The sequence below is a fragment of the Streptomyces sp. MK37H genome (assembly GCF_018035285.1).
In the GTDB taxonomy this organism is placed as follows: domain Bacteria; phylum Actinomycetota; class Actinomycetes; order Streptomycetales; family Streptomycetaceae; genus Streptomyces; species Streptomyces endocoffeicus.
This window is the reverse complement of the sequence record NZ_JAAAYH010000092.1, coordinates 1-24,610: the sequence shown is the minus strand read 5'-3', so window position 1 is coordinate 24,610 and position 24,610 is coordinate 1. Positions and strand designations below refer to the sequence as shown.

At 68.5% G+C, this 24,610-nt stretch carries 23 protein-coding genes and 3 pseudogenes; 17 read left to right on the top strand and 9 right to left on the bottom strand.

Going from position 1 to position 24,610, the window contains the following annotated elements:
* The first annotated feature begins 181 nt into the window (after positions 1-181).
* The 4 genes and pseudogenes from GWI24_RS46840 (at position 182) to GWI24_RS15840 (ending at position 2,261) form a co-directional block, all read left to right on the top strand.
* Positions 182-412, top strand: a complete 231-nt coding sequence (locus GWI24_RS46840) for a hypothetical protein (protein WP_210946596.1) — start codon at positions 182-184, stop codon at positions 410-412.
* A gap of 16 nt (positions 413-428) precedes the next feature.
* Positions 429-815: pseudogene (locus GWI24_RS46835) on the top strand (transposase family protein); the annotation flags it as partial.
* 49 nt (positions 816-864) lie between these two features.
* Positions 865-1,365 (top strand): annotated as a pseudogene (locus GWI24_RS15845) (type IV secretory system conjugative DNA transfer family protein); the annotation flags it as partial.
* A 674-nt stretch (positions 1,366-2,039) separates the two neighbouring features.
* Entirely contained in the window at positions 2,040-2,261 is a 222-nt protein-coding gene (locus tag GWI24_RS15840) for a hypothetical protein (RefSeq protein WP_210946595.1), read from the top strand.
* Positions 2,262-2,447: 186 nt separating this feature from the next.
* Here the strand turns inward: GWI24_RS15840 and GWI24_RS15835 are convergent, their stop codons facing one another.
* From GWI24_RS15835 to GWI24_RS15825, 3 genes are all read right to left on the bottom strand, one after another.
* Positions 2,448-3,605, bottom strand: a complete 1,158-nt coding sequence (locus tag GWI24_RS15835) for an acyltransferase family protein (protein ID WP_308343656.1) — start codon at positions 3,603-3,605, stop codon at positions 2,448-2,450.
* Positions 3,606-3,754: 149 nt separating this feature from the next.
* The gene (locus GWI24_RS15830) at positions 3,755-4,795 is read right to left on the bottom strand and encodes a hemolysin family protein (protein ID WP_210946594.1); all 1,041 of its coding nucleotides are present in this window, start codon (positions 4,793-4,795) and stop codon (positions 3,755-3,757) included.
* The gene (locus tag GWI24_RS15825) at positions 4,792-6,138 is read right to left on the bottom strand and encodes a hemolysin family protein (RefSeq protein WP_210946593.1); all 1,347 of its coding nucleotides are present in this window, start codon (positions 6,136-6,138) and stop codon (positions 4,792-4,794) included. The genes GWI24_RS15830 and GWI24_RS15825 overlap by 4 nt, the downstream gene beginning before the upstream one ends.
* Before the next feature lie 481 nt (positions 6,139-6,619).
* Between GWI24_RS15825 and GWI24_RS15820 the strand changes: the two genes are divergently transcribed.
* The 3 genes from GWI24_RS15820 to GWI24_RS15810 all read left to right on the top strand — a co-directional run bounded on the left by GWI24_RS15820 (position 6,620) and on the right by GWI24_RS15810 (position 8,455).
* Positions 6,620-6,841 carry a hypothetical protein gene (locus tag GWI24_RS15820; RefSeq protein ID WP_210946592.1) on the top strand — a complete coding sequence of 74 codons (222 nt, stop codon included), beginning with the start codon at positions 6,620-6,622 and terminating at the stop codon, positions 6,839-6,841.
* Positions 6,842-6,880: 39 nt separating this feature from the next.
* Positions 6,881-7,897: a sporulation protein gene (locus GWI24_RS15815; RefSeq protein WP_210946591.1), complete on the top strand. Its 1,017-nt coding sequence runs from the start codon at positions 6,881-6,883 to the stop codon at positions 7,895-7,897.
* A 102-nt stretch (positions 7,898-7,999) separates the two neighbouring features.
* Entirely contained in the window at positions 8,000-8,455 is a 456-nt protein-coding gene (locus tag GWI24_RS15810; protein WP_210946590.1) for a tellurite resistance TerB family protein, read from the top strand.
* Positions 8,456-8,696: 241 nt separating this feature from the next.
* On the opposite strand, the gene GWI24_RS15805 is transcribed toward GWI24_RS15810, so the two are convergent.
* The 4 genes from GWI24_RS15805 to GWI24_RS15790 form a co-directional block, all read right to left on the bottom strand.
* Positions 8,697-9,620 (bottom strand): ion transporter, encoded by a 924-nt coding sequence (locus GWI24_RS15805; RefSeq protein ID WP_210946589.1) that lies wholly within the window; start codon positions 9,618-9,620, stop codon positions 8,697-8,699.
* Between the two features lie 122 nt (positions 9,621-9,742).
* The gene (locus GWI24_RS15800; protein ID WP_210946588.1) at positions 9,743-10,936 is read right to left on the bottom strand and encodes an acyltransferase family protein; all 1,194 of its coding nucleotides are present in this window, start codon (positions 10,934-10,936) and stop codon (positions 9,743-9,745) included.
* Between the two features lie 71 nt (positions 10,937-11,007).
* Positions 11,008-11,634 carry a TetR/AcrR family transcriptional regulator gene (locus tag GWI24_RS15795; protein WP_210946587.1) on the bottom strand — a complete coding sequence of 209 codons (627 nt, stop codon included), beginning with the start codon at positions 11,632-11,634 and terminating at the stop codon, positions 11,008-11,010.
* 81 nt (positions 11,635-11,715) lie between these two features.
* Positions 11,716-12,222 carry an ATP/GTP-binding protein gene (locus GWI24_RS15790; protein ID WP_247616415.1) on the bottom strand — a complete coding sequence of 169 codons (507 nt, stop codon included), beginning with the start codon at positions 12,220-12,222 and terminating at the stop codon, positions 11,716-11,718.
* A 521-nt stretch (positions 12,223-12,743) separates the two neighbouring features.
* Here GWI24_RS15790 and GWI24_RS45245 point away from each other — a divergent pair.
* Positions 12,744-13,196, top strand: a pseudogene (locus GWI24_RS45245) (tellurite resistance TerB family protein); the annotation flags it as partial.
* Between the two features lie 54 nt (positions 13,197-13,250).
* Complete coding sequence (locus tag GWI24_RS45240; RefSeq protein ID WP_308343657.1) at positions 13,251-13,631, top strand: metalloregulator ArsR/SmtB family transcription factor; 381 nt, start codon at positions 13,251-13,253, stop codon at positions 13,629-13,631.
* 56 nt (positions 13,632-13,687) lie between these two features.
* Here the strand turns inward: GWI24_RS45240 and GWI24_RS15780 are convergent, their stop codons facing one another.
* Positions 13,688-14,614 (bottom strand): M56 family metallopeptidase, encoded by a 927-nt coding sequence (locus GWI24_RS15780; RefSeq protein WP_210946585.1) that lies wholly within the window; start codon positions 14,612-14,614, stop codon positions 13,688-13,690.
* 8 nt (positions 14,615-14,622) lie between these two features.
* Complete coding sequence (locus GWI24_RS15775) at positions 14,623-15,006, bottom strand: BlaI/MecI/CopY family transcriptional regulator (RefSeq protein ID WP_308343655.1); 384 nt, start codon at positions 15,004-15,006, stop codon at positions 14,623-14,625.
* A gap of 163 nt (positions 15,007-15,169) precedes the next feature.
* Here GWI24_RS15775 and tatA point away from each other — a divergent pair, with 163 nt between their 5' ends.
* The 8 genes from tatA to GWI24_RS15735 all read left to right on the top strand — a co-directional run.
* Positions 15,170-15,409: a Sec-independent protein translocase subunit TatA gene (tatA, locus tag GWI24_RS15770; RefSeq protein WP_210946583.1), complete on the top strand. Its 240-nt coding sequence runs from the start codon at positions 15,170-15,172 to the stop codon at positions 15,407-15,409.
* A gap of 802 nt (positions 15,410-16,211) precedes the next feature.
* On the top strand, positions 16,212-17,609 hold the full coding sequence (locus GWI24_RS15765) for an ABC transporter substrate-binding protein (protein WP_210946582.1): 1,398 nt from the start codon (positions 16,212-16,214) through the stop codon (positions 17,607-17,609).
* Positions 17,606-18,436 carry a carbohydrate ABC transporter permease gene (locus tag GWI24_RS15760; protein WP_210946581.1) on the top strand — a complete coding sequence of 277 codons (831 nt, stop codon included), beginning with the start codon at positions 17,606-17,608 and terminating at the stop codon, positions 18,434-18,436. The genes GWI24_RS15765 and GWI24_RS15760 overlap by 4 nt, the downstream gene beginning before the upstream one ends.
* A complete protein-coding gene (locus GWI24_RS15755) occupies positions 18,433-19,371 on the top strand; it encodes a sugar ABC transporter permease (RefSeq protein ID WP_308343654.1) in 939 nt (312 codons plus the stop codon). Before GWI24_RS15760 ends, GWI24_RS15755 begins: the two co-directional genes overlap by 4 nt.
* Before the next feature lie 30 nt (positions 19,372-19,401).
* A complete protein-coding gene (locus tag GWI24_RS45235) occupies positions 19,402-20,448 on the top strand; it encodes a peroxidase-related enzyme (RefSeq protein ID WP_247616410.1) in 1,047 nt (348 codons plus the stop codon).
* Positions 20,445-21,500 (top strand): acyl-CoA dehydrogenase family protein, encoded by a 1,056-nt coding sequence (locus tag GWI24_RS15745; RefSeq protein ID WP_210946580.1) that lies wholly within the window; start codon positions 20,445-20,447, stop codon positions 21,498-21,500. Before GWI24_RS45235 ends, GWI24_RS15745 begins: the two co-directional genes overlap by 4 nt.
* A gap of 338 nt (positions 21,501-21,838) precedes the next feature.
* The gene (locus tag GWI24_RS15740; protein WP_210946579.1) at positions 21,839-22,795 is read left to right on the top strand and encodes a cation diffusion facilitator family transporter; all 957 of its coding nucleotides are present in this window, start codon (positions 21,839-21,841) and stop codon (positions 22,793-22,795) included.
* Positions 22,796-23,180: 385 nt separating this feature from the next.
* The coding region (locus GWI24_RS15735) for an ABC transporter substrate-binding protein (protein WP_210946578.1) at positions 23,181-24,610 on the top strand (1,430 nt) is incomplete at its 3' end.

Genomic DNA, 24,610 nt, shown 5'->3' with positions numbered 1-24,610 from the left:
GAGGCGAACCATCGCTGACCGCTTGATCATTTATGGTCGAAGTGCAGCGACCGGGCGAGGCGGACACGCCTCCTGCAGCCCCTTCACGGGGCCAGTGATCAGTCTCAGGTTTGGCGGTCTATGACAGCCTCTGGCAGACCTCATGCTGACTCAATGCTGACTTTCCTGACGCCTTGTCAGCATGACATGCCAGGCGGCCGCAGCCCGCGAACGCAGCTGCGTGCACCGCCTGGCCCGTGATGCAGGGATCTCACAGGCGACCGGTTACCGCTACCTCCATGAAGGCATCACCGTCCTCGCCGGAAAGGCACCCGACTCGCTTGACGTCCTCGACCGCTGCCAGGGCGAGCGCATGACCCACCTCGTCCTCGACGGCACCCTGATCGAGACGGACCGCTGCCGGTGTCCGTGAGAACGGCAACGACCTCTGGTTCAGCCAGAAACACAAGGCGTTCGGCGGCAACGTGCAGTTCCTGTCCGCCCCGGGCGGCACCCCGCTATGGGTCTCGGACGTCGAGCCGGGCTCCACACCCGACATCACGGCAGCCCGGATCCACGCCATGCCGGCCCTCTACAAAGCCGCGGCCGACGGGCTGCCCACCCTCGCGGACAAGGGCCGTCGGTGTGCGGTCAGCGGGAGGGCCCGGTGGATTCCAGGTGCGTCAGCCGCTTTAGCCAACGGTCGGCGTTCTCCTTCTGTCCGTAGATGGACTCGCAGGTGGCCTGGGCGCGACAGGCGTATGCCGCCAACTCGGGGAGGTACGCGCGCGCCACGTCGGCAATCGCTTCGATGCCGTCGTCCCATGCCGGATTGACGATCTTGTCAACAAGGGTGGTTCCCATCTCCATTGCCAGTTCTGCCGGTGCAAGCTCCAGGAGCTGCCGGACCTCTACTCCCACCTGGGCTCCCGCGGGGTCATCCCGATCACGATCCTGCAGTCCTACCGGCAGGGCCAGCGGGTGTGGGGCGAGACCGGCATGGACGCCCTGTGGAGCGCAGCAACGATCAAGCTCATTGGCAGCGGCATCGACGACGCCGACTTCGCCGACAAGCTCTCCCGCCTCACCGGAGACCACGAGGTGCAAACCGTCTCGGTCTCCACCAACGCGTCCGGCAAGTCCTCCTCCGTCTCCATGCGGCAAGAGCGCATCCTTCCGCCCGACGCGATCCGCGCCCTGCCCAAGGGATCGGCTCTGCTCCTCGCCACCGGCATCCGCCCGGCCCTGCTCGACCTCAAGCCCTGGTACCGCGAGCCGGACGCCGACCGCCTCGGTGCTGCTTCGAAGAAGGCGACGGCCGCCATCACCGAACGTGCCCTCGCCAAGTCCCAGCCCGGCCGTGATCAGTACGGAACGGCCGCATGATCGCCGTGCCTCGCGGCGAACTCCGCCACAACACGCGCTACCCGTGCTCCCAGCTTCTCTCCCGTTGAGGTGCTGTCCCGTTTCCTCTCCCGACCTGCCCTCGTTCGCTCCGCATACGGCCGACCGGCTGGCCGACATCCCAGCCGTCCACCGGGAAGGCCGCTGGTGGCTCGTTGCCCTCAGCGGCTGCGTTTCCTCGGACCCCGCGCTTGCCCGTGACCTCGACCACCACGCCGCCGACCTGGCGGCAGCGCACCGCGCCGTTGCCGAACTCGTCGACTCCGAGCTGAACCTGGGGTGTCGATGACCCCGCTGGCGCAGGGCGAGCAGGCGATCCTGCCGCTGGTGCAGGCCGAGCAGGCGGTCCTGCACGCGGGATCGCCCCACAGAGGCTGCTTCGGCATCGTCGATGTGCTCGCCGTACTGGCGCTGCTCTTCCGCGTCCACGTGTGTTCGCACCCCCTTGTTGTCGTCCGCCATCCCGGAGTCGGTCCGAGGAGCGACCGATTCGTCTCCTCACCAGGACTCCGGCCGCTCTTCCACGTTGGAATTTCGCCTGTGGCAGACGGCCCCCCGATGGACTGGAATGACGCTCCCAGTCCAAGTCAACGTACGGACGTTACGAAAAGCCCAGTGCGGCCACGCCCCAGCCATCACACACCACGGAGGTCTTCATGTCCCACACCCTGACCGTCGGGCAGCTGCTACACCAACTGCGGACCCTCGACCAAGAGCTGCCGGTCTACCTCGCGATCAATCCCGACTGGCCCTATGCCCACCGCATCGACCGGGTCGTGGCGCGCGCCGAGCAACAGGCGGGCGCGGTCTACATCGCCGAGGGCGGCCAGGCGGGCGTTCTCCCGCCCGCCGTACGTGCGGAACTGGCATGGTCCTGAGCACACGTCCCAGCGCTCGTGACGTGGCCAAGCTGCCGCTTCACGAGCCCTTCGACGTCTCCGCAGAGTTGCACGACACCACGGACGTATTCGCCCGTCTCGGGGTCTGGCCAAAACCGAGGTCACGCCTATCTAGCTGATGTCGACTGTCTGGAGTCGGCCTACAGGACCGACTCCGCGCTTCCCCTATTTAACGCGCTGTGACCGCGTGGCGTTCGTCATCACTTCGCCCTTGAAAGCCCACTCCATTGCTGGTTCCATCGCGAAACGAAAGGCCCGTCGCACGGGCGAGGTGCATAGCACAGTAACCAGGGACGCGGCGATGAGCGTGACCCCGATTTCCCCAAGCGGCTGGCGGAGCCAGTCATGGTCGTACCATTCCCAGAAGCGCGAGCCCTTGGCCACGAAACCGTGCAGCAAATATCCGTACAACGTCCCTGCTCCCAGCGTGGTGAACCACATCGTGCGCTGGGGCACCCAGGCGAGGAAACACGCCACGAGAACCAGCGAACACCCGAACATGGCCAGGGTCATGATCGCGCCCGCCCAGCCGGAGGCCGCGAGTTCCTGGGCGCTGTCACGCCGGTAGAACCAGGCGGCGTTCATCTGCGGAACCGCCCAGTATGCGAAGGCCAGCGCCACGGCGAAAATCGGCACCGCCACGATGCGCATCTCGCGCCGTCGGACCAGCTGGAAATGGCGCGGCTTCAGACACAGCCCGAGTACGAAGAAGGGCAGGAACTGCAGGACGCGCTGAAGGTCGAGATCGTCACCGATGTCCGGCGACATCGACGCCAGCACGGCGACCGCGAGTGCCAGCGGCAGCGGCCAGCGGACGATCTTCCAGATAGGAGAGGTGAGCCGCCAGATGAACAGCGCGATCAGGAACCAGGTCAGGTACCAGGGATCCAGCAGACTGATCGGGTACCCCGGATCGTCATTCGCCCAGCGCTTGAAGAAGGTGAAGGCGACCTCGAAGATGACATAGGGGACCGCGACCCCCGTCACAAGTCGCTTGATCTGAGCCGGGCGCGCCTCGAAACCGCGGGAGAAATAACCGGAGATGATGATGAACGCCGGCATATGGAAGGTGTACACGAGCATGTAGAGCGCCGCCGCGGTGCGGCTGTCGCCGCGCAGCGGCTCCCATGAATGCCCCATTGCCACCAGCACGATCGCAAGGTACTTGGCGTTGTCGAAGAAGGGATCACGCTTCGCTTTCGTCTCGCCGCCGGTCCCGGTACCAGACCGGTTTCCGGTCGTGCGAGCCGTCTGCGGTTCCCCGGTACCACCCGAAGGAATGAGTGCCTGATGAGCCTCAAGTGATCGCAAAGTGTCTGTCACGGCCCCTCCCCCCAGTGATTCGGGAAGGGTGGGTGCGTCGCATCACGCATCTGTAAGCCATGGCACCGAGAAACATCCCCAGCACCATAGCCGCATGCCCAGCCGTCATGTGCTTCGGTTACCCATGTTCCTTACAACTATGAGCAAAATCATTGGTCACTGAACGCGGAGCCTTGCGGTGTGGCAGAGCCTACGAGTTCGTCCAGGACGTCCGTCATCGTGACGAAGCCCAGCACCGTGCCGCTGTCGGCCGTCACGGCGGCCAGGTGGGTGCCGGTGGCGCGCATGGTGGTGAGGGTGTCGTCCAAGGGGGTACCGGCGGGGACGCGGGTGATGGCATGCACGGCGGTGCCAGGGAAGGGGCGGTCCCGGTCGGTCACGCCGAGGGTGTCCTTGATGTGGAGGTAACCCAGGATGGCGCCGCCGGGGCCGGTGACCGGGAGGCGGGAGTAGCCGGAGGCGGCCGCGGTGCGCTCCAGTTGGTCGGGGGTGACGCGGTGGTCGACAAAGACCATCTCCTCGAGGGGGACGAGGATGTCGCCGACCCGCCGGGTGCCCAGTTCCAGGGCGTCGCGCAGCCGCTCGCCGCCGGACTTGTCGAGTAGGCCCGCGTCGCTGGAGTCCCGTACCAGCCGGATGAGTTCATCGTCGGTGAAGACCGACTCGACCTCGTCCTTCGGCTCGACCTTCAGCAGCCGCAGCAGGCCGTTGGCGAAGGCATTGATGCCGAAGACGACGGGGCGAAGCGCGCGGGTGAGCGCTACCAGGGGCGGGCCAAGCAGCAGCGCGGTGCGCTCGGGAGCGGCGAGGGCGATGTTCTTGGGAACCATCTCGCCGACGAGCATGTGCAAGTACGTGGCCGCGGCCAGGGCGAGAACGAAGGCGATCGGGTGCACCAGGGCCTCGGGGAAGTGGACCGCCGCGAACCCCGGCTCCAGCATGTGCGCGATGGCCGGTTCGGCGACCGCGCCGAGGACGAGGGAGGAAATGGTGATGCCGAGCTGGGCGGTGGCCAGCAGGGCGGACAGGTGCTCCAGCGCCCAGAGCACGGTGCGGGCGCGCTTCCCGCCGTCCCGGGCGTGCGGTTCGATCTGGCTACGGCGTACCGCGATCAGGGCGAATTCGGCGCCGACGAAGAAGGCGTTGGTGAGCAGAGTGAGGGCGCCGATGGCGAGTTGGAGGAGGGTCATCGGGCGTCCTCGGTGTCCTTGGTGGTGTTGTCCGCCACTTTCGCGGTGTTTTCCGTCGGTGCGAGAGCGGTGATCCGTACGCGGTCGGCGCGGTGGTGCTCCACCTTCAGGACCGTGAGCTGCCAGCCGCCGGTCTCGAGGGTGTCCCCGACCGCAGGGATGCGCCTCAGGGCCGTGGCCAGGAGGCCAGCGACGGTTCTGTACGGGCCGTCGGGAGCGGTCAGGCCGATGGCGGCCAGCTCGTCCAGCCGTACGCCGCCGTCCGCCTCCCAGGCGCCGGGCCCCAGGGCCACCAGGCCGAGGGTCTCGTCCCGGTCGTGTTCGTCGCGGACATCGCCGACGATCTCCTCGACGATGTCCTCCAGGGTGACGACCCCCGCCGTGCCCCCGTACTCGTCGATGACCACGGCCATGGTGTGCGCACGGCGCAGCCGGTCCAGCAGCCGGTCCACCGGGAGGCTGTCGGGCACCAGGAGCGGGGGCGTGGCCAGGTCGGTGACGGGGGTGGTGGCGCGGCGGGCGGCGTCCAGGGCGAGGACGTCGCGGATGTGCACGGTGCCGACCACCTCGTCCAGGGTGTCGCGATAGACGGGGAAGCGGGACCGCCCGGTGGCCAGGGTGAGGTTGGCGGCGTCGGCGGCGGTGGCGTGGGCCTCCAGCGCCTGGACGTCCACGCGCGGGGTCATCACGTTCTCGGCGGTCAGCTCGCCCAGGTGGAGCGTACGGACGAACAACTCGGCCGCGTCCTGCTCCAGCGCGCCCTCGGCGGCCGAGTGGCGGGCCAACGCGACCAGCTCGTCCGGCGTACGGGCGGAGGCCAGCTCCTCGGCGGGCTCCAGGCCCAGACGGCGCACCAGACGGTTGGCCGTGTTGTTGAGGTGGTGGATCAGCGGGGCGAAGGCGGCGGTGAAGGCGCGCTGCGGGGCGGCCACCGCCTTGGCCACGTGCAGGGGGCGGGAGATGGCCCAGTTCTTGGGCACCAGCTCCCCGGCGACCATCAGCACCACCGTGGAGACGGCCACGCCCAGCACGGAGGCGATGGAAGAGGCCGCGGATCCAAGGCCGACGGCCCGCAAGGGGCCACGCAGCAGGGCGGCCAGCGAGGGCTCGGCGAGCATACCGATCACCAAGGAGGTGACGGTGATGCCCAGCTGGGCCCCGGAAAGCTGAAGGGTAAGTCGGCGCACCGCCGTGAGCGCGCCCTCAGCGCCCCGCTCACCGGCTTCGACGGCACGCTCCAGCTCACCGCGCTCGACAGTGGTCAGCGAGAACTCGGCGGCCACGAACACCGCGCAGGCCAGCGTGAGGGCCAGAGCCAGGAGAAGCAGCAAGATCTCGGTCACCGTGCCACCCCGGTTTCGTCACTTCGCGAGTGGCGGGAGGTGGCACGGCCGGTACTGGGAGGTTCACCCATTGCGGGTCTGATGTCCTTCGTCGCTCAGAGGGCCTGGGGAGGAAGTCTGTCTACCCCAGGTTAAAGGAACAGTAAAGCACTCTCATTCCCGACCGCGCTGCGAGAGATCATTTCGGACTTCCCACGCCAAGACGGCGAGACGAGCACCCCGGGGGGTGCGGACACTCTATGCTTCTACATGCGTGTAGAAAAGCGGTGGGCGGCCGATATGTGCCAGCCGCCCCGTCAGGTCCGGAACATCCGCTAGGAGGGTGCGGTGACTCAGCCACCGGGTTCAGGGCTGATCTGTCAACGTGCCGCAGGCCCCGAATGTTCCGCACGGTACGGCACGAGCCGCTGCGCCCAGCCGCCACCGCGCCATCCGCGACACGCGCTCTCGACCACTCACTCACGCCCCCGGGAGGGCAGGCATGGCCTCGATAGACCTGGAGAAGGTGCTCGACAAGGCATGGGCTGACAAGTCGCTGCCGGAGATCCTCGCCGCGCCGGTGTCAGCGCTCAAGGGCGTTTCGGACCGACAGGGCAACCTCCTGGAGGAGGCATTCGGCGTCAAGACGGTCAAGGACCTGGCCGACTTGAAGTACGCCCACTGGGCCTCCGCCCTGGCCACGCTCGACACCACGAGCAAGTAACACCCAGATCGAACACACATTGAAGGAGTGAACGCCGCGATGGTGTTCAAACGACTGCTCGGCTCACTCGGTGTCGGCGGACCCACCGTGGACACGGTGCTGGACCCCGGCCCAGTACACCCTGGCGGGCCACTGACCGGTCAGGTCCATCTCCGGGGCGGCACGGCGGACTTCGAGATCGAGCAGATCACGCTGGAGCTCGTGGCCCGGGTGGAGGACGAGCACGGCGACGAGGAGCGGGAGGGGGTCGTCATCTTCGACCGCTTCACCGTCGGCGGCGGCTTCCGGCTCGCCGAGGGCGAGCACCGCGGCCTCCCGTTCACCGCCCACCTCCCCTGGGAGACGCCGATCACCGAGCTGTACGGGCAGCCGCTGGGCATCATCCTCGGCGTCCGCACCGGGCTGGAGATCGCGGGCGCGAAGGACAAGGGCGATCTCGACCAGCTGGCCGTGGCCCCGCTGCCGGTCCAGGAGGCCGTTCTGGAGGCGCTGGGACAGCTCGGCTTCGGCTTCAAGTCCGCCGATCTGGAGCTGGGGCATGTGGGCGGCACCGGGCAGCGGCTGCCGTTCTACCAGGAGATCGAGCTCGCCCCGGCTCCCCAGTACGCCCACGCCATCAACGAGCTGGAGGTGACGTTCCTGGCGAGCCCGGGAGGCATGGACGTCGTCCTGGAGGCCGACAAGCGCGGCGGGCTCTTCTCCTCGGGGGAGGACGCCCTCACGCTCTTCACCGTCGGCCATGAGGGCGTCGAGCACCGCGACTGGAACACCGAGGTCGACGCCTGGATCAGCCGGCTCGTCGAACGGCGCGCCGCCTATGGCTCTTACGGACACAACGAGCCCTACGCACCGGGCTACGGCCACCACGGCGGTCATGCCCACGGACACAGTGACCACCATCACGACAGCCATCATCACCGCTCCGGCCCCAGCACCGCGGCGATCGTCGGAGGCGTCGCGGCGGGAGTCGCGGTCGGCGTCGTCGGCGGAATGGTCGCCGCGGAAGTGGTCGACGAGATCGGCGACGCCTTCGAGGACGAGGAGGACGAGGACTGATCCCTCGGCCGTCCTGAGCCCACCACAGAAACCGTAGAAAGCCGCTATCGTCCCGGCTGATAACGAGTCGACCGGGACGTCTCACCACCTATTGGAGTCCTCATGGCCCTGTGGGACCGCATCAGAGAATCCGCACAGTCGATGCAGACCCAGCTCATGGCGAAGAAGAACGACCTGAAAAGCGGCGCCTTCCGCGACGCCAGCATGGCGATGTGCGCTCTGGTCGCCGCGGCGGACGGCTCCGTCGACCCCTCCGAGCGACAGCGCGTGGCCCAGCTGATCGCCACCAACGAGGTGCTGCAGAACTTCCCCGCCGACGACCTGCAGCGTCGTTTCAACGACTACCTGGACAAGCTCACCGTCGACTTCGCCTTCGGCAAGGTCAGCGTCCTCCAGGAAGTCGCCAAGGCGAAGAAGAAGCCCGCCGAGGCACGGGCCGTCATCCAGATCGGCATCATCATCGGCGGCGCGGACGGCGACTTCGACAAGACCGAACAGGCCGTGGTCCGCGAAGCCTGCTTCACCCTGGAGCTGCCGCCCGACGAATTCGACCTGTAGGTCGGCGGACCGCCCCATGGAGCGGGCGGAGCGTGTCCACCATCCCCGGGCACGCTCCGCCCGGTCGGGCCGGCCCACGGCGGACCGGCGGTCGCGTGTCCGCTCAGTCCCCGGTCGCTCCGTGCATCAGGATTCCCTGGCAGTCGCACGTCCTGCGCCGTCAGCGCCGTTGGCCCCGTCACGCAGCGAGTCGGCGCCTTCTCCGGCGCGCAAAGAGAGACCGACGGCCCTCTCCCCTGCTCTACCCACCGGGTACACCGGTCGCCTGGCGTTCTCTCTGCCCCTCCGCCATCCCGCAGCCACACCTCCCGTCGGCCGCGTCCAGAGCGGTCTCGAGCTCGTCAAGGGCCCGGCGGGCAGTCTTGATGCGGTCGCGCAGCACGTCCTCGCCGGGGCCGGCGGGCTCGGAGGGCGAAGGACGGTGTTCTGTGGCGGTCTCCATCTGGCGTGCTTCCTCAAGGGAGTTGATGACGACGCCGATGAGCAGATTGACCAGGACGAAAGAACCGAAGAGCACGAACGAGCCAAAGTAGACGATGGTCCAGCGGGAGATCTCCAACCCGGCGCGTACCGCGTCCCCCAGTCCGTCCAGGGTGATGAGAAGGAAAAGCGTCAGGACGGCCCGGCCGATCGAGCCGTAGTGCTCCGGGTCGTCGTCGGCGAAGAACACCCAGCCGACCATCGCGTAGACGTACAGCAGCAGGGTGCCCACCAGGACGAAGCTCAGCATGCCCGGAAGGCTCTTGCCGATGGCCGAGATCACGATCCGCACCTGCGGCAGGAACCGCGCGGCACGCAGCACCCGGGCCAGCCTCAGCAGCCGCAGCACGGTCGCGTTCTCGCGCGCGATGGGGAGGAACGCGAGCGCCACGACGGCGATGTCGAAAAGGTTCCAGGGGTCGCGGACGAAGTCCCGGGGCCGGTCGGCGTGAGCCCCGGCCCGTAACAGGATCTCGACGGTGAAGACCGCCAGGAATACGTGTTCCAGCATCTTCAGCTCGGTGTACCAGCGGTCCACCGCGCCGCTGTACGTCTCGACGCCGAGAACGGCGGCATTGGCCATGATGACGGCGAAGACCGCCATGCCGAACGAGTCCGAGTCGACGACACGTCGGGAGCCCTCCGCGAGGGCGTGCACCTTGGGTGCGACGGTCCGGTCCGCCATCTCACTGTCCCAACTCTGCGCTGCAACAACTCGATGTGGATCTTAATCCGCCGAGGCGGGCGACGCTGTTCACGGACCGGGCCCCGTTCACCGCCCGTGAGCCACCGTTGCGGCTGTTCGCACTACAGCACCGAGCGGAAACCCGGCAGCCGCCGCACCATGGCGGCTGCCACGAAAGCCATCACCGTTCCGAAGACCGCTGTCGCGGCCCAGGCGCCCAGCGCGGGGAGCCCCACCAGAGCGAATTGCACGGCCACCACGATGGGCAGATGGACGATGTAGACGGTGTAGGCACCAGCGGACAGCTCTCGGCTCACGGGCCCTGGCGCCATGCGGAGTTCACGGAAAAGGGTCAGCAGACCAGTGCAGAGGGCGACGCACAGGCCACTCTCGTACAGGGCCCACAGGGCCGACTGCCAACTGGCCCCACCTGTGGCGAAGCAGGCGGCGTGAGGGCCGACGACGAAGAGCACGACCGCGCCGACGAGCCCGCCCACCAGCCAGATCCAGCCGGAGCGGGCCGGGAAGCGCTCAAGCCAGCCGAAGCGGTGGGCGAGCACCCCGAGGACGAAATAGCCCGCCTGCAACGGCAAACGGGCGGGCTCCACTTGTATGAAGTCCAGAAAGGGCACCCAGGTGTCCAGGCGGTAGCGCAGCCGTACGGCGAAGGTGGCGGTGGCGAGCGCCAGCGTCAGAAGGACCAGTGCCCCGTGGCCGGGCACCCGCGTCGGGCGTGAGGTGTGCGGGCCTGACCGCAGCAGGCGCGCGGCCTGCCGACACAGCAGATACAACATGCTGTAGACCAGCAGGTTCTGGACGAACCACAGATGGGCGAACTGCAGATCCGGCCAGGACGGTCCGCTCCAGTCGTCAGGCTTGTCTCCGACTCCCAGATAGACGTCGGTGAAGTAGTGGGCGTAGGAGATCGGCTGATAGCCGCGGTAGTGCACGTAGTACGCGTACATCAGTCCCGGAACGATCGTCAGCGCCCCGACGACCAGCGGAATGCCCAGCCGGCGCAGCCGCCCTTTCGCGAACGCCCAAACGCCGTGGCGTTGGTACGAGGACGGCACGAAGTATGCCGAGACGAAGAAGAACAGGCTCATGGCGAACGTGCCGTCCAGCGCCGACAACGTGGCGAGCGCATCCGAGCGGGGGTGGCTCTGGACGTACCACCAGTCATCGGGGCCATACGGCTGAGCGGCGTGGTGGACGACGACGAGGACGGTCACGGCGATACGGAGGTGATCAAGCCAAGGGAGGCGGGCTTCCGAGGCACGGCGGACACCGTGGTCCGTAACAACAGGAGTGTTCATGCGTTGAGGATGGTGTACACGTGCACACTCGCGCAGTGGGGCTGTCCCCCGGGCCGTTCCTCCGGCCAGCCCTACCCGAACAGACCGTGCAGCAACAGCCGTTGATTGGCCGCGCTGCGCCGCGCCAGCACCTCTGGGTCGAACATCGGGACGCCGATGTTCGGCTGCATGACCCGCTCCAGCAGCAGCGGGCCGAGGATCAAACAGAGCAGCTGGAACGGGGCCCACTCCTCGTCCGCGGGCGCTGCCGGAGCCGTCGCCCGACCAGAGGCCCTGCGCAACCGGTCCAACTCCCCACGGGCTCCGCTCAGCAGCCTCCCGAACAGCGCCGCGCTCGCGTCACCGCCCTCCAGCAGCACCTGTCGCAGATAGCCCCGCAGAACCGGATCGGCGCCGAACAGCCGCGCCGAGACCTCGCCCAGCGACGCCATCAACGCATCGCCGTCGACACCTTCGACCACTTCCGCGTCCAGCGCACCCAACGCCTCGCCAATCCTGTCCAGGACATACTCATCCACCGCCGCACGCAGACCCTGTTTGGAACCGAAGTGGCGCGTCACCAACGCCGGCGAAAGCCCGGCCGCCGCCGCCACCGCCCGCGTCGAGGTCGCCTCGAACCCGCGCTCCGCGAACAGCTCGAGCGCCGCCTCCCGCAGCCGCGCCCGCCCCGTCAGGTCCGTCCTCGCCACAGCACGCATGCGGGCAGGCTATCTCCGGGACCACTTCCCGGGTCAGGTGGCCCGAGCAGTCCGAGGACGAGCGTCAGACAAGCGCCACTCCTATGACCACCGGTCGAACCTCGCCGCTGCCACGTGTGGTCGCGATACCTGGTCGAGCAGAACTATCGAAGCCGCCTCCGCCATCGAGGCGGGGACCGGACTCACCGCGGCGCCTGAGCATGGCACGTCGGGTGCGGGAAATGCGGCCAGCAGGCGGTCGAGGCCCCGCCGATGCCGGGCGAAGACGCGTGGCGGAGCCCACCGGCCCCGCGCCCTTTGCCCCGCCAACGCCTCGTCCGCCCCCACGTCCAGGAGTATCACGTGCAGCTCACGCCGTTGCCGCCCGGCGGACCGGGCCAGCCACTGGCGCAGCCAGGGCCGGCTGCCGCAGTCGTGCACCAGTAGCGGCGACATACGGCGCATCTGCCGCCGCAGCCATTGGAAGTGTCTGAGCCGAGCCCAGGGCCGGTAGACCCCGTATGGCAGCCAATCGGGCATGACTGCCTCACATGCGAGGTGGACCGTCCTCGGATCGATGGCGGGCGCAGCCCTCGACCAGCGCTCCATCAAGGTGCTCTTCCCGCTTCCGGGCAGACCGGAGACGACCACCACCGCGTCGGCCGGGTAGGCCAGGACGGCGGGAGCGTCGGCGTGCCCACGCAGGTCGACCACGCCCTTCGGCCGAAGGCATCGGCCTGGCCAATGATGTGGTCGTGCCGACGTGCCCGCCGCGTCCACTTTGCCGATCGTGCTCACGGTTGCCTCTAATCCCGCGGTCAGCGGCCAACACCGCCACCATCACATCAACGGCCGAATGCACTTACACGTGGCGCCGTAGTCCTTGGCGATCCCCTCCAGACCCGACGCGCGGCTGAAAACCCAGCGTGAATCTACAGCACCGTAGAAAGACAAGGAGGCGGCGAGCGATCAATTGAAGCCATCGACCTTCGCTGAGTCACCCCCAGAACGCGGCACCTGGTTCTCCGCTCGAGGACGGGACGGCACGGTCTCTTTCACGACACCCCTCTACAAACATGTAGATTTCGTTGTCACGACACATGATGGGCAGGGGCGACAAGGAGATGCAGATGGCGCTGTGGGACCGCCTCAAGGACTCGGTCCAGACAATGCAGGCCCAGCTCACAGCGAAAAAGAACGAGTTGCACAGCGGAGCGTTCCGGGACGCCGGCATGGCGATGTGCGCCCTGGTGGCGGCGGCCGACGGCACGATCGACCCGTCCGAGCGACTACGCGTCGCCCAGCTCATCACCAGCAACGACGTACTCCAGAACTTCGCCCCGGACGACCTGCGCCGCCGTTTCCAGGAGCACCTCGACCAGCTGACCGCGGACTTCACCCTCGGCAAGGTCAGCGCCATGCAGGAGATCGGCAAGGCGAAGAAGAAACCCGCCGAGGCACGGGCCGTCATCCAGATCGGCATCGTCATCGGCTGCGCCGACGGCTACTTCGACGGCAGCGAACGGGCCGTCGTCCGCGAAGCCTGCTCAGCCCTGGACATCCCTCCGGCCGAGTTCGACCTGCACCGGCCTCTCCGCGTTCCCCGCCCATACCGAGCCCCGGGCGAACTCCCACGGGTGACCGACGACCAGGAGTCCCCGCGAGCAGACTCCCGTACGGAACAAGAAGCGCGTCGAGAGGCGGCCATACCCGGCGAGGACCTTCAGGTCTTTCTCAAGGCGGTGGCCAGCGGGACTCGTCAGCGGCTCTTTGCGCACTTCGCCGGAGGGGAGGAGCTGACGGTCGGGGAGATCGCCGAGCGGGCCGGGCTGGGCCTGTCGACCATCTCCGAGCACCTCGCGGTCCTCCGGCGCGCCGGCCTGCTCAAGTCCACGCGTGCCGGCAAGCTGGTCCGCTACCACGCCGACAGGGAGGGCATCGCAGAACTGCTCGGGCAGCTCCGTTCCTGCCTCCTCGCCCCGTCGGAATCGCAGGACACTCGCCCTGCCCACGGCTAGCGCCCAGCCAGTTCCAGCAGGCGGCGGCAACCTCCTTCTGGCGGCGAGCGGCTCGACTACACCGAGGTGGTCGCATGCAGAATCACGACCAGTGTGACCGCCGAGTTCGCCGAGGACAGCGCCGAGGCCGTGGTACCCACCGCGGCCCCCCAGGCGGCCAGACCCACCGTCGTGAAAACTGGGGGCCAAATACGCCCGGCGGGGGCCGGGCCCAGTAGAGCGGCCACCCGACGCGGTACCGATCCCATGGCAGCGAAACCCGCCAGCGTGGCCGGCGCACCGCGGGACATCAGCGCGGACCTGCCGACCGCCAGTGCCACGGTGCGCCGACTGCCGACCGCCTGCGCCGCTTCCTCGTCCGCCCACCGCTCGGCCGTGTAGACGACCGCGGTCCGCAGCGGGCGCAGGAACGGGTTGGCCCGCGCCGCGAGCTGGACGGTGAGCAGAAACCGATGGTGCCGGTGGACCAGATGCGCGCGCTCGTGAGCGAACAACGCCCGACGCTCGGCCGAGCCCAGCCCTGCGAGCATCCCGGTGCTCACTACGACCCGGCCCCTCGTACCCGGCAGTGCGTAGGCATACGGCGACTCATCGGGCAGCACCGCCACCGGCGTGGCGGGCAGGCCCGCAAGGGCACGCTCAGCGCGGCGCCGCACTCGCTGGTGGCGCCATACCACTCGTGCGCACGCGGCGAGCACGGCAATCAGAGCGGGGATGGCGGCCTTGCCGGCCACCTCGTCGGACGGGACGGCCTCGCGCACCTCCGGATCCGACCAGCCGTCAGGCAGCGGGTTGCCAGGCAACTGCGCGGTGCCGACCACCATCAACAGCGCCAGACACAGCGTGCTGCACACCGCGAACACCCCGGCGACCGCCGACAGCAGCCAGGTCGCCGCACGCGGGTGCAGATGCTGCTCAGCCAGACGGGCGATCGGCCACGCCGTTAAGGGCAGCACGAGCGGGAGGAAGACGAAGACTCCCATGAGTTCCCTTACTCCTCCGCTTCCCAGGCCCGCTCCAACAGGGTCCGCAGCATCTGCTCATCCTGCGGCGGCAGGCCGGTCACGAAGCTGGCCAGCACCGCCTCGCGGTCGCTCTCCCCGTCGAGCACCCGACGCATCCTCAAAGCCGCCAGGCCCGCTTCGTCGGCCGTCGCCGTCCAGACGAACGTCCGGCCCTCCTTCTCCCGAGTCACCGCACCCTTGGCCAGCAACCGCGTGAGAATGGTGATCACCGTGGTGTGGGCGAGAGTGCCGCCAAGTCGCTCACGGACCCGCCCCGTGCTCACCGGCTCCGATGCCTCGCGAAGAGCCGCCAGCACCTGCACCTCCAGCTCACCCTGGCCGCGACGTCGGCCACGCTCCTGGTCTTTCACACCCCGCCTCCTTCCAGTCGCATGCCGCCTGTCCCGGACAGGAGCTTCATCGTAGCCAGCGGCCCATGGCCCCCTGGCCCGCGCTTCTACATTTATGTAGATTGCTCTCGTCATTCGAGGGGCATTCTCAGCGCCCGCAACCTACCGGAGGAGACACTCACCGATGTTGGGCCTCAGCGAGCTCGCCCTCCTCCTCATCGTCGTCATCGTCCTGATCGGCGCCAAGAAGCTCCCCGACCTCGCCCGCTCCGCGGGCAAAGCGGCCCGCATCTTCAAGAGCGAAGCCAAGGCCATGAAGGCCGACGACCGCCCGACAGACGGCACGAGCGCTCCGCGCGTCATCAAGGCCACTCCGGGCGACGTCACACGCAAAGCCCCAGGAGCGGAAAGCGGTCAAGGCTGACCCCTCACTCGCCCGCTCGTGCGTTAGCCCCGTGTTCCGGCATCAAGGTCGCTGGGCAGGTAGGTGCTGGCCATAGTGCCGTCGTGTCCAGTGTCACGGGCGACAGCGTCGAGACTGGGGTACCTCTGGCCAGGTTCGCCGATCATGACGTCGAAGTCGGCGCGGGTGAGTTCTGGCTCGTGCCACTGGTGTGCGCAGCGGCAGCGGAGGAAGACGCGGCGGGGGACGTTGCAGATGACCATCCAGTCGCGGCGGGCACCGCACTGAGGGCACATCACCATCCCGCTTCAGACGCCGTCCGGCGACAATCCGCTGCTGCGGCTGCGAACCGATCTGATCAGCCATAACAGGCGATGCTGGGGCCGTCCAGGGCTTCCCCCACCGGTTCAGCGCCGGGACCGGTGCTCGGGCTGGGCGGGGTCCCAGTTCGGTGCGACGTGTGCTCCGGACCCGGAACGCGTCGTGATCAATGTTGCGATCGAGCGAGCAATGGGACGAGCAACCTTGCCATAGGTCGCGGCCCCGGGAATCCCAGCTCGGACGTCCGGGTCTTCCATGCCGACCTGCAAAACGGTCCCACGGCCCGGGCCTCCGCCGAACAGCGGCCCCTTTGACAGCAGACGAGCCCACGGCATAGCTTCAAGGCCGCCTGTATCGCACAAGGATCCGAGGGGGGCGGCCGTGCGGACTCTGCTTCTCACCGAGCGCCGGTACCTCGACCTTCGTCGGTCCACCTCCACGGGGTGTTGAGCGGTCCCTTCCCGCACCGCTCCTTCTTCCTTCACACCTCCTCTGGATCGCCATGCCTTCCGCCCGTACATCGCGGCGCGGCCTGCTGTCGCTGGCCGCATCCTCCTTCGGTTCCGCTCTGCTGTCGGCGTGCGGCACCGGCGACGGGTCCGACGGCAAGGTCGTGCCCTTCTACACGACCGAGTCGGACCCCAAGTCGCTCGCCTTCTACCGCTCCGTGATCACACGGTTCGAGCGCAGAAATCCCGGCGTCACCGTGAAGATGACGCTGTACTCGGACGAGAACCAGCTCCAGTACCTGCAGACGGCCATGCAGACCGGCACCGACATCGGCGTCTTCGCGCCGCCCGCCGCGAACATCCTCGACTGGGCCGTCAAGGGCTATCTGCTGCCCCTCACCGGCATGATCGAAGAGATCGGCGAGGACGACTTCCTGCCCGGCACCCGCATCGTGCACCGGGGCGAGGACTACGCGATGCCGTTCCAGGCCAACGCCTCCGTCCTCTACTACCGCAAGGACCTGCTCGACAAAGCCGGCATCGACCCGCCGCGCAGCTACGGCCAGTTCCTCGGCGCGGTGCGCGAGCTGCACGGCAGGGACGGCATCGACGGCATCTCGTCCGGTGCGGGCAACACCCCGGGGATGACGACCCAGTTCCTCGCCCCGTACGTCTACCAGGCGGGCTGGGACTACTACGGCCCCGACGGCGAGGTGCTGTTCGGTAAGGACGAGGTGCTCGACGCCGTGAAGCGGCACGTCGCGATCATGCGGTACGGGCGCAAGGGCTCGTACAACACCAACTACCCGGACCTGATGAACACCTACATCTCCGGGAAGGCCGCCTTCGCGACCATGGCGGGCAGGCTCGGTGTCAACCTCGCCGCGCAGAACCCGCGGATCGCCGAAGTCACCGGCGTCCTGCCGGTCCCCGCGGGTCCCTTCCGTACCGGGCGGCTGGCGTACGGCGGCAAGAACCAGTACAGCGTCTTCGCGCACACCCGGCACAGACGCGCGGCCAGGACCTTCCTCAAGGAGCTGACCACCGGTGAGAACGCGCTGCGGTTCGCCCTCACCGTCCCCGGCCACCTCGTGCCACCACTGAAGTCCGTCAAGGACCGGCTCCGCGAGGAGATCGACGTCTCGGAGGACCCTTACCTCACCAAGCACGGCGACTGGGTGCGCACCATTCTGAATCTCGTCCCGCACGCGATGAGCCCGGACATGGCCATGGGCTCGGTCGTGGACGGACGGTACGACGGCAAGCTCTCCAACCCCTGCCCCTGGGCGGGCAAGGCGTGGGCGCCGCCCCCGGCCGACGCCTCGATGGTGCAGTCGATCCTGCTCCGCGGCGACGACCCCGAGCAGGCGTGGCGCCGGGCCGTGGACCAGTTCGCCTTCGCGGCCCGCGACTGGAAGTCGGCCAATCCGGAGTGGAGGCCCGCGGCATGAGGACCTTCCGCTTCGGGCGGGCTCTCCAGTACGCGGCGCTGGCCGCCGTCGTGCTCATCGCCGATCTGCCGCTGCTGTGGATCCTGTTCACGGCCGTCAAGCCGGATGAGGAGATCATCTCCTATCCTCCGACGTTCTTCCCGCACACGTTCACGCTGGACAACTTCCGTACGCTCTTCGAGATCTCGTCCTTCGGCACCTATCTCACCAACTCGCTGATCGTGGCCTCGGTCTCGACGCTGCTGGTCGTCGCGCTCGGCACCTGCGCCGCGTACGCGCTCGTACGGTTTCGAATACCGGGGCTGCGGTGGGTCGGGGAGCTGTCGCTGTTCGCGTATCTTGTACCGCCGATCCTGGTGCTGGTGCCGGTCTCGCAGCTCGTGGCACGGTTCGGGCTCGCCAACAACCTCCTCGCGCTGATCGTGATCTACACGGCCACGCTGCTGCCGTTCGCGCTGTGGACGCTGCGCTCGTACTTCCACGGACTCACCGTCGAGCTGGAGGACGCGGCGATGGTCGACGGTTGCACCCGGTTCGGCGCGTTCGTGAGGGTGGTGCTGCCGCAGTCGGTGCCGGGGCTGATCGCGACCGCCGTGTTCGCCTTCAACGCGGCCTGGAGCGAGTACCTTTTCGCCTCCACGCTGATGGCGGAGCCGGAGAAGCTGACGCTCAGCCCGGGGCTCTCGCTGCTCATGGACCAGACGAGCGTCTACTCGTGGGGTGTGCTGATGGCTGCCGCGCTGATCGTGGTCGCGCCGGTGCTGGTGCTGTTCGTGGTCGTCCAGAAGTTCCTCGTCGGCGGCATCGGACAGGGGGCCGTGAAGTGACTGCCGTATCCCGGACCCGGGCTCCTGCCCGGACGCGCGAGCGGGCCCCGCGCCGGGGCCTGTCCGACCGCACGCTCGGCACCCTGATGCTGGTGCCCGCGCTTCTGCTGCTGCTCGTCTTCGCCGTCTATCCCTTCCTCGCCTCGGTCTTCGACAGCTTCTTCCACGTCGACTTCCTCACCCGCGAGCACACCTTCCTCGGCCTCGACAACTACCGCCGCCTGTGGGAGGACCCGTCCGTGCGCGGCGCGTTCGGCCGCAGCGTGCTGTGGGTCGCGGGGAACGTGGTGATCCAAGCCGTCGCCGGAGTCGCCGTCGCGCTGCTGCTCAACGCCGGGCTGCGCGGCCAGACGCTGGCGCGCGGGCTCGTGCTCTTCCCGTATGTCGTCCCCGCCGTGGTCGCCGCGATGGTGTTCCGCTTCGCCTTCAACGACACCTCGGGGATGGCCGGTTACCTGCTGCGGGTGCTCGGCCTGAGCGACACCCTCGTGAACCCCTTCGCCGACCCGGCCACGGTGATGTTCGCGCTCGTCGCCGTGAACTGCTGGAAGTACGTGCCGTTCATCGTGATCGTCGTCCTCGCCCGCCTCCAGACCCTGCCGGGCGAGCTGCGCGAGGCGGCCGCGCTGGACGGCGCCGGGCGGTTCGGGGTCTTCCGGTATGTGACGCTGCCGTGGATCGCCCCCGCGCTGATCATCGCCATGCTGATGCGCACGATCTGGACGGCGTACGACTTCGACCTGCCCTATCTGCTCTCCGGCGGCGGCCCGATGGACACCTCGACGACCGTCCCGCTGGAGATCAGGAAGCTGGCCTTCGCCGACCAGGACCTCGGCCTCGCCTCCGCGCTGGCGGTGTGCGTGGCCATTCTCCTGGTCGCGGGCGCGCGCCTGTACCTGCGCGCGTACCGCGCCAGCGAAGACGCGACGGGCTGAGCACGTCCCAGGACCCCAGAAAGGCACCCCATGTCCGATGTGATCGACGCCATCGCCGGCACTCCCGCCGACTTGCGGACGTACCGCGACAAGGCGTACGTCCACACCCAGGGCGCCCATGACGCGCTGCTGACCGGCACCGACGGCCTCCCCCGCGCCGAGCGCGCGGCACTCGCCGCCCACGCCGCCGAGCTGGACGGCGCTGAGGCGCTGGCCACGCACTACCGGGGCCTCGGCCCAGCCCCCGCACAGCCGTCCGCGCGGTTCGCGGCGCTGCGGCGCCACGCCGAGCTGCTCGTCCTCACCCCCTCCACGGCGGGCCCGAAGGACATCGCGGCCCTGACGGAGGCGGGCCTGAGCGCCCCCGATGTCGTCGCGGCCTCGCAGCTCATCGCGTTCGTCACCTACCAGGCGCGGCTCGTGGCCGGGCTGCGGGCGCTCGGCGGGCTCCCGGCGGAGGGCGGGGAGGTTCCCGCGTACGGCGTGGCGAGCGAGGGGCGCCCGTTCACGCTCGACGCGCTTGAGTGGGACGCCTGGGTGGAGACGGTGGACGTGGACCGTGCCACGCCCGAGCAGCTCGCCGTGCTGGAGGAGTCGCTGCCGACGGCGAAGACCTCGCCGTACTACCTGGCGCTCGTCCACGACGTCGCGGCGCTGCGCGAGCGTTCGCGGCTCTACAACGCGATCATGTACGCGCCGCGCGGGCTCGACCGCCGGGACCGGGAAATCGCCGCGCTCGCTGTCTCGCGTGTGAACGGCTGCGTCTACTGCGCGTCCGTGCACGCGCGGCGCTTCGCGCAGCTCAACAAGGACGCCGGCCCGGCGCGGGCGATTCTCGACGCGGGTCCGGACGCGGAGCTGGGCACGGCGCGGCGCCGTGCCGTGGCCGACTTCGCGGTGCGCCTCACCCGTGAGCCGGGCCGACCGCTCGACCTCACGGCGCTGCGGACGGACGCGGGTCTGGACGACACGGAAATCCTGGACCTCGTGCACGTCGTCGCCGTCTTCGCCTGGGCCAACCGCCTGATGCTCACCCTGGGCGAGCCCCGTTCCACCGCAGAGGAGCACCCCGCATGACCGCCACGCTCGACCACCCTCTCGTCGCGGCCGCCCGTCGGCTGGCTGACCACGTCCTCTCCCCCGCTGCCGAGGCGCACGACCGGGAGGGCGTCACGCCCGAGGCCATCGACGCCGTCAAGGCGTCGGGCGTGCTGGGGGTCAACGCACCGGCGGCGTACGGAGGGGCGGAGGCTCCGGCGGCCGTCGGCCGGGAGATCGCCGAGATCCTGGCGGGCGCCTGCTGTTCGACGTTCTTCATCCAGGCCCAGCACCACACGCCGGTGCGGACCCTGGCCACGGGCGAGGAGGCGGCGCGCGAGCGCTGGCTGCGCCCGCTGAGCGACGGCACGCTGCTTGCCGGGATCGCCTTCTCACATCTGCGCGCCTACCCGAAGCTGCCCGTACGGGCCACCCGGGTGGCGGGCGGCTGGCGCTTCGACGGACGCGTGCCCTGGTACACGGGCTGGGGGCTGAACGATCTGTTCCTGCTGGGCGGCGCCACCGAGGACGGGGAGGTCGTCTTCGGCGTCACCGACGCTCATGAGCAGCCGGGCCTCACCGCCACCGGCCCGCTCCAGCTCGCCGCACTCACCGGCTCGCGTACGGTCGGGCTGCTGCTCGACGGGCTCGTGGTGCCCGACGAGGCGGTGGCGGTGCGTCTGCCGTACGAGCGCTGGGCGACGGAGGACCGCCCGAAGAACACCAACACCAACCCCGCCGTCTTCGGCGTGGCCCGCGCCGCGCTCGGCCTCCTCGACGCGTCCGGCGACGGCGAGGCGAAGGAGACGGCGGGCGTGCTGCGCGAACGCCTGGACGCGGCGCGCCGCGACGCCTACGCCCTGGTCGACGAGGTCCCGCCCGCCGAACGGCTGGACGACAGGCTCGCGGCCAAGACCCGGGCCTACGACCTGATGCGCGCCGCCACCACGGCCGCGATCGCCGCCGGCGGCGGCCGTGCCTTCGGCCTCTCCCACCCGGCCCAGCGCCTCGCCCGGGAGGGCCTCTTCCTCGTCGTCCAGGGCCAGACCCCCGAGGTCCGCACCGCCCACCTGACGGCCCTGAGGTCCTGACGACTCATTTGTATGATCACACAAGTGCATTGGTGCATGGGTATGCACATAATGGAGTCAGGGGCCACCTCGGCACCCCTCCTCCTGCGGCGACACTCCTGGAAGGTGAGCCACACGTGAAGGCCCATGAGCACTCCCATCCCCCTGCCCCAGCACACGTTCATCCGGAAGCCCAGGCATCGGCTCACACCCATGGGCGCGAACATGACCACGGGCACAAGCACGACAATGGACACCCGCACGATCATGGACACGGTCACGGTCATGAGCACGGACACGATCATGGGCATGGACACGACCGAAGCCGCTGGTCGCGCTGGAAGCACCAGATCACCCATGTGGTGAAACCCCACTCGCACGAGGCGGCGGACAAGGTCGACTCCGCCATGGAGTCCTCGGCCGAGGGCATGCGCGCCCTCTGGCTCTCCCTCGCCATTCTGGGCGCCACCGCGGTCTTCCAGACCGTGGTCGTCTTGGTGTCCGGTTCGGTGGCGCTGCTGGGCGACACCATCCACAACTTCGCGGACGCGATGACCGCGCTTCCGCTCGGTGTGGCGTTCGTCCTCGGGCGGCGAGCGGCGAACCGCAAGTTCACCTACGGGTACGGCCGAGCCGAGGACCTGGCCGGGATCGTCATCGTCCTCACCATCACCGCTTCCGCGGTCCTGGCCGCCTACGAGGCCATCGACCGGCTGCTGAATCCGCGCGACGTCTCCCATCTGGGGATCGTGGCCATCGCGGCGGTCGTCGGGTTCATCGGCAACGAATGGGTGGCCCGCTACCGCATCAACGTCGGGCGCAAGATCGGCTCCGCCGCGCTGGTCGCCGATGGACTGCACGCCCGCACCGACGGATTCACGTCCCTTGCCGTGCTGCTGGGCGCCGGTGGTGCCGCAATCGGATGGCGGCTGGCCGACCCCATCGTCGGCCTGCTCATCACGGCCGCGATCGTTCTCGTCCTCAAGGACGCGGCACGCGAGGTCTTCCGCCGCCTGATGGACTCCGTCGACCCGGCGCTCATCGACACGGGCGAGGCCGCGGTCCGCGAGGTCCCGGGCGTGCTGAGCGTGACAGAGCTGCGGATGCGCTGGATCGGGCACAAGCTGCGCGCCGAGGCCACGGTCGAGGTGGACGGCGGCCTGAGTGTGCAGGAGGCCCACGCCGTCGCAGTCGAAGTGGAACACGCGCTGATCCACGCGGTGCCACGGCTGACGGCCGCCATGGTGCACACCGACCCGGTCATCGGGCCGGACATGGACGATCCGCATCTCAAGCTGGCGCCCCATATGACATGAGCCCCGGGCGGCCCCGGCCCACCCTACCGGGGCCGCCTGATCCGCCGATATCCAGACCAACCGGTGTGACGGTCCTGGATTTATTCGGTATGCCTTTTTACGGGCAGCTCCTGCCACTCGCTCCATGACGGCCCGACGAATAAGTGACCTGACGGCAATAGGTTGTTTACAAAATATCGTCGACAACGTATCGACAGCACCGTCATCGCCTCTTACCTTCGTCAATCAAGCGCCACCTCCCCGATTCCGGCCATCACCCGCCGCGCCGACTCCCCCCGGCGACTGGGAACTCCCAGTAGCTCCGATCGGACCAGTGAGATTCATGAAAAAACCGCGCTTGGCTCTTGTACTGACGGCAACGACCCTGACTCTCTCGGCTTGTGGAATGGGCGGCCAGACCTCCGGTGGTGCGGGCGCCACCGGGACTCGGAGCATCGTCATAGACGAGCCCTTCGCTCCCGCTGCCAACTGGTCCCTGGAGACGGATGACGCCTTCGTCCTCACCAAGGCCGGCTGCCTGGAAACCCTGGTGAGGTACGAGACGGGTGGCGCGATCCAACCGATGCTCGCCACGTCCTGGAAGCAGACCACCCCGACCACCTGGGACATCAGGCTCCGCCGGGGCGTGACGTTCCAGGACGGCACCCCGCTGGACGCGAAGGCTGTCGTGGGAGCCCTGAAGCACGCGCTCGCCGCGAAGACGCCCGCGCCCGGCTTCTCGCCCAAGACGATCGACGGAGTCACGGCGGTGGGTGGTTCGACGGTCCGGATGACCACCCCCAGCCCGGACGCCCTCCTGCCGTACCGTCTCGCCTCTCCCAACACCGGAATTCTCGCCCCGAAGGCGTACTCCGGATCGTCCACCAACCCGAAGGGAACGTGCACCGGCCCCTTCCGGATCACCAAGGAAATTCCCCAGCAGGCAATTCAGCTGAAGCGCAACTCCTCCTATTGGGGAGGATCGGTGAAACTGGCCTCCGCCGAGGTGCGGTTCATCGCCGACGCCGCCAAACGCGCCACCCAGGTGCAGACCGGCGAGGCTCAGATATCCAGAAAGCTTTCCGTTCCGAGCGTTCAGGATCTCAAGGGAAACGACGCGGTCACCGTACGGACCGAACAGCTTCCCCGGACCACGGAGCTCGTCCTCAACAATAAGAAGGCGCCGTTCACCAGCGAAAAGGTGCGGCAGGCTTTCCAGGCGGCGATCGACACCAAGGCGATCACCAGCGCCGTGTACCAGGGAGCCGGGCGGCCGGCCGTCGGCCCGTTCGCCCCCGGGGAGCCCTGGACACCTGAGAGGGCGACACCGGTCAAGGCCGATCCGGCCAAAGCCGAGGCCCTGCTCACCGAGGCGGGTGTCGCACCCTCCTCCATCAAAGTGCAGCTCATCGCCTACAACGAGGGGCCAGGATTCTCCGATCTCGCCGCCGTCATCCAACAAGCGCTCAAGGCCATCGGTGTGAAGGCGACCATCCGGACCGGCGACTACGCCTCGGTGGAGCCGGATCTCCTCTCGGGTGGTTTCCAGGCCGCACTGCTCTCCCGTAACCACCTCGGTGACATGCCCGACCCGGTCGGCTACCTGACCGCCGACTACGCCTGCAAGGGGAACTACAACCTCTCGCACTACTGCGACCCGAAGACCGACGCCCTCATCGAGAAGGCCGCGGCCACCAAGGACACGAAGGCCCGTTACGCCGACTACGCCAAGGTCGCCGCCCGCCTCCAGTCCCGTGCCGTGGACGTCTTCCTCACCCACGAGACCGAGTCCGTCGCCGTCGCCTCCGGGGTCAAAGGTTTCGCCGTCCACCCGTA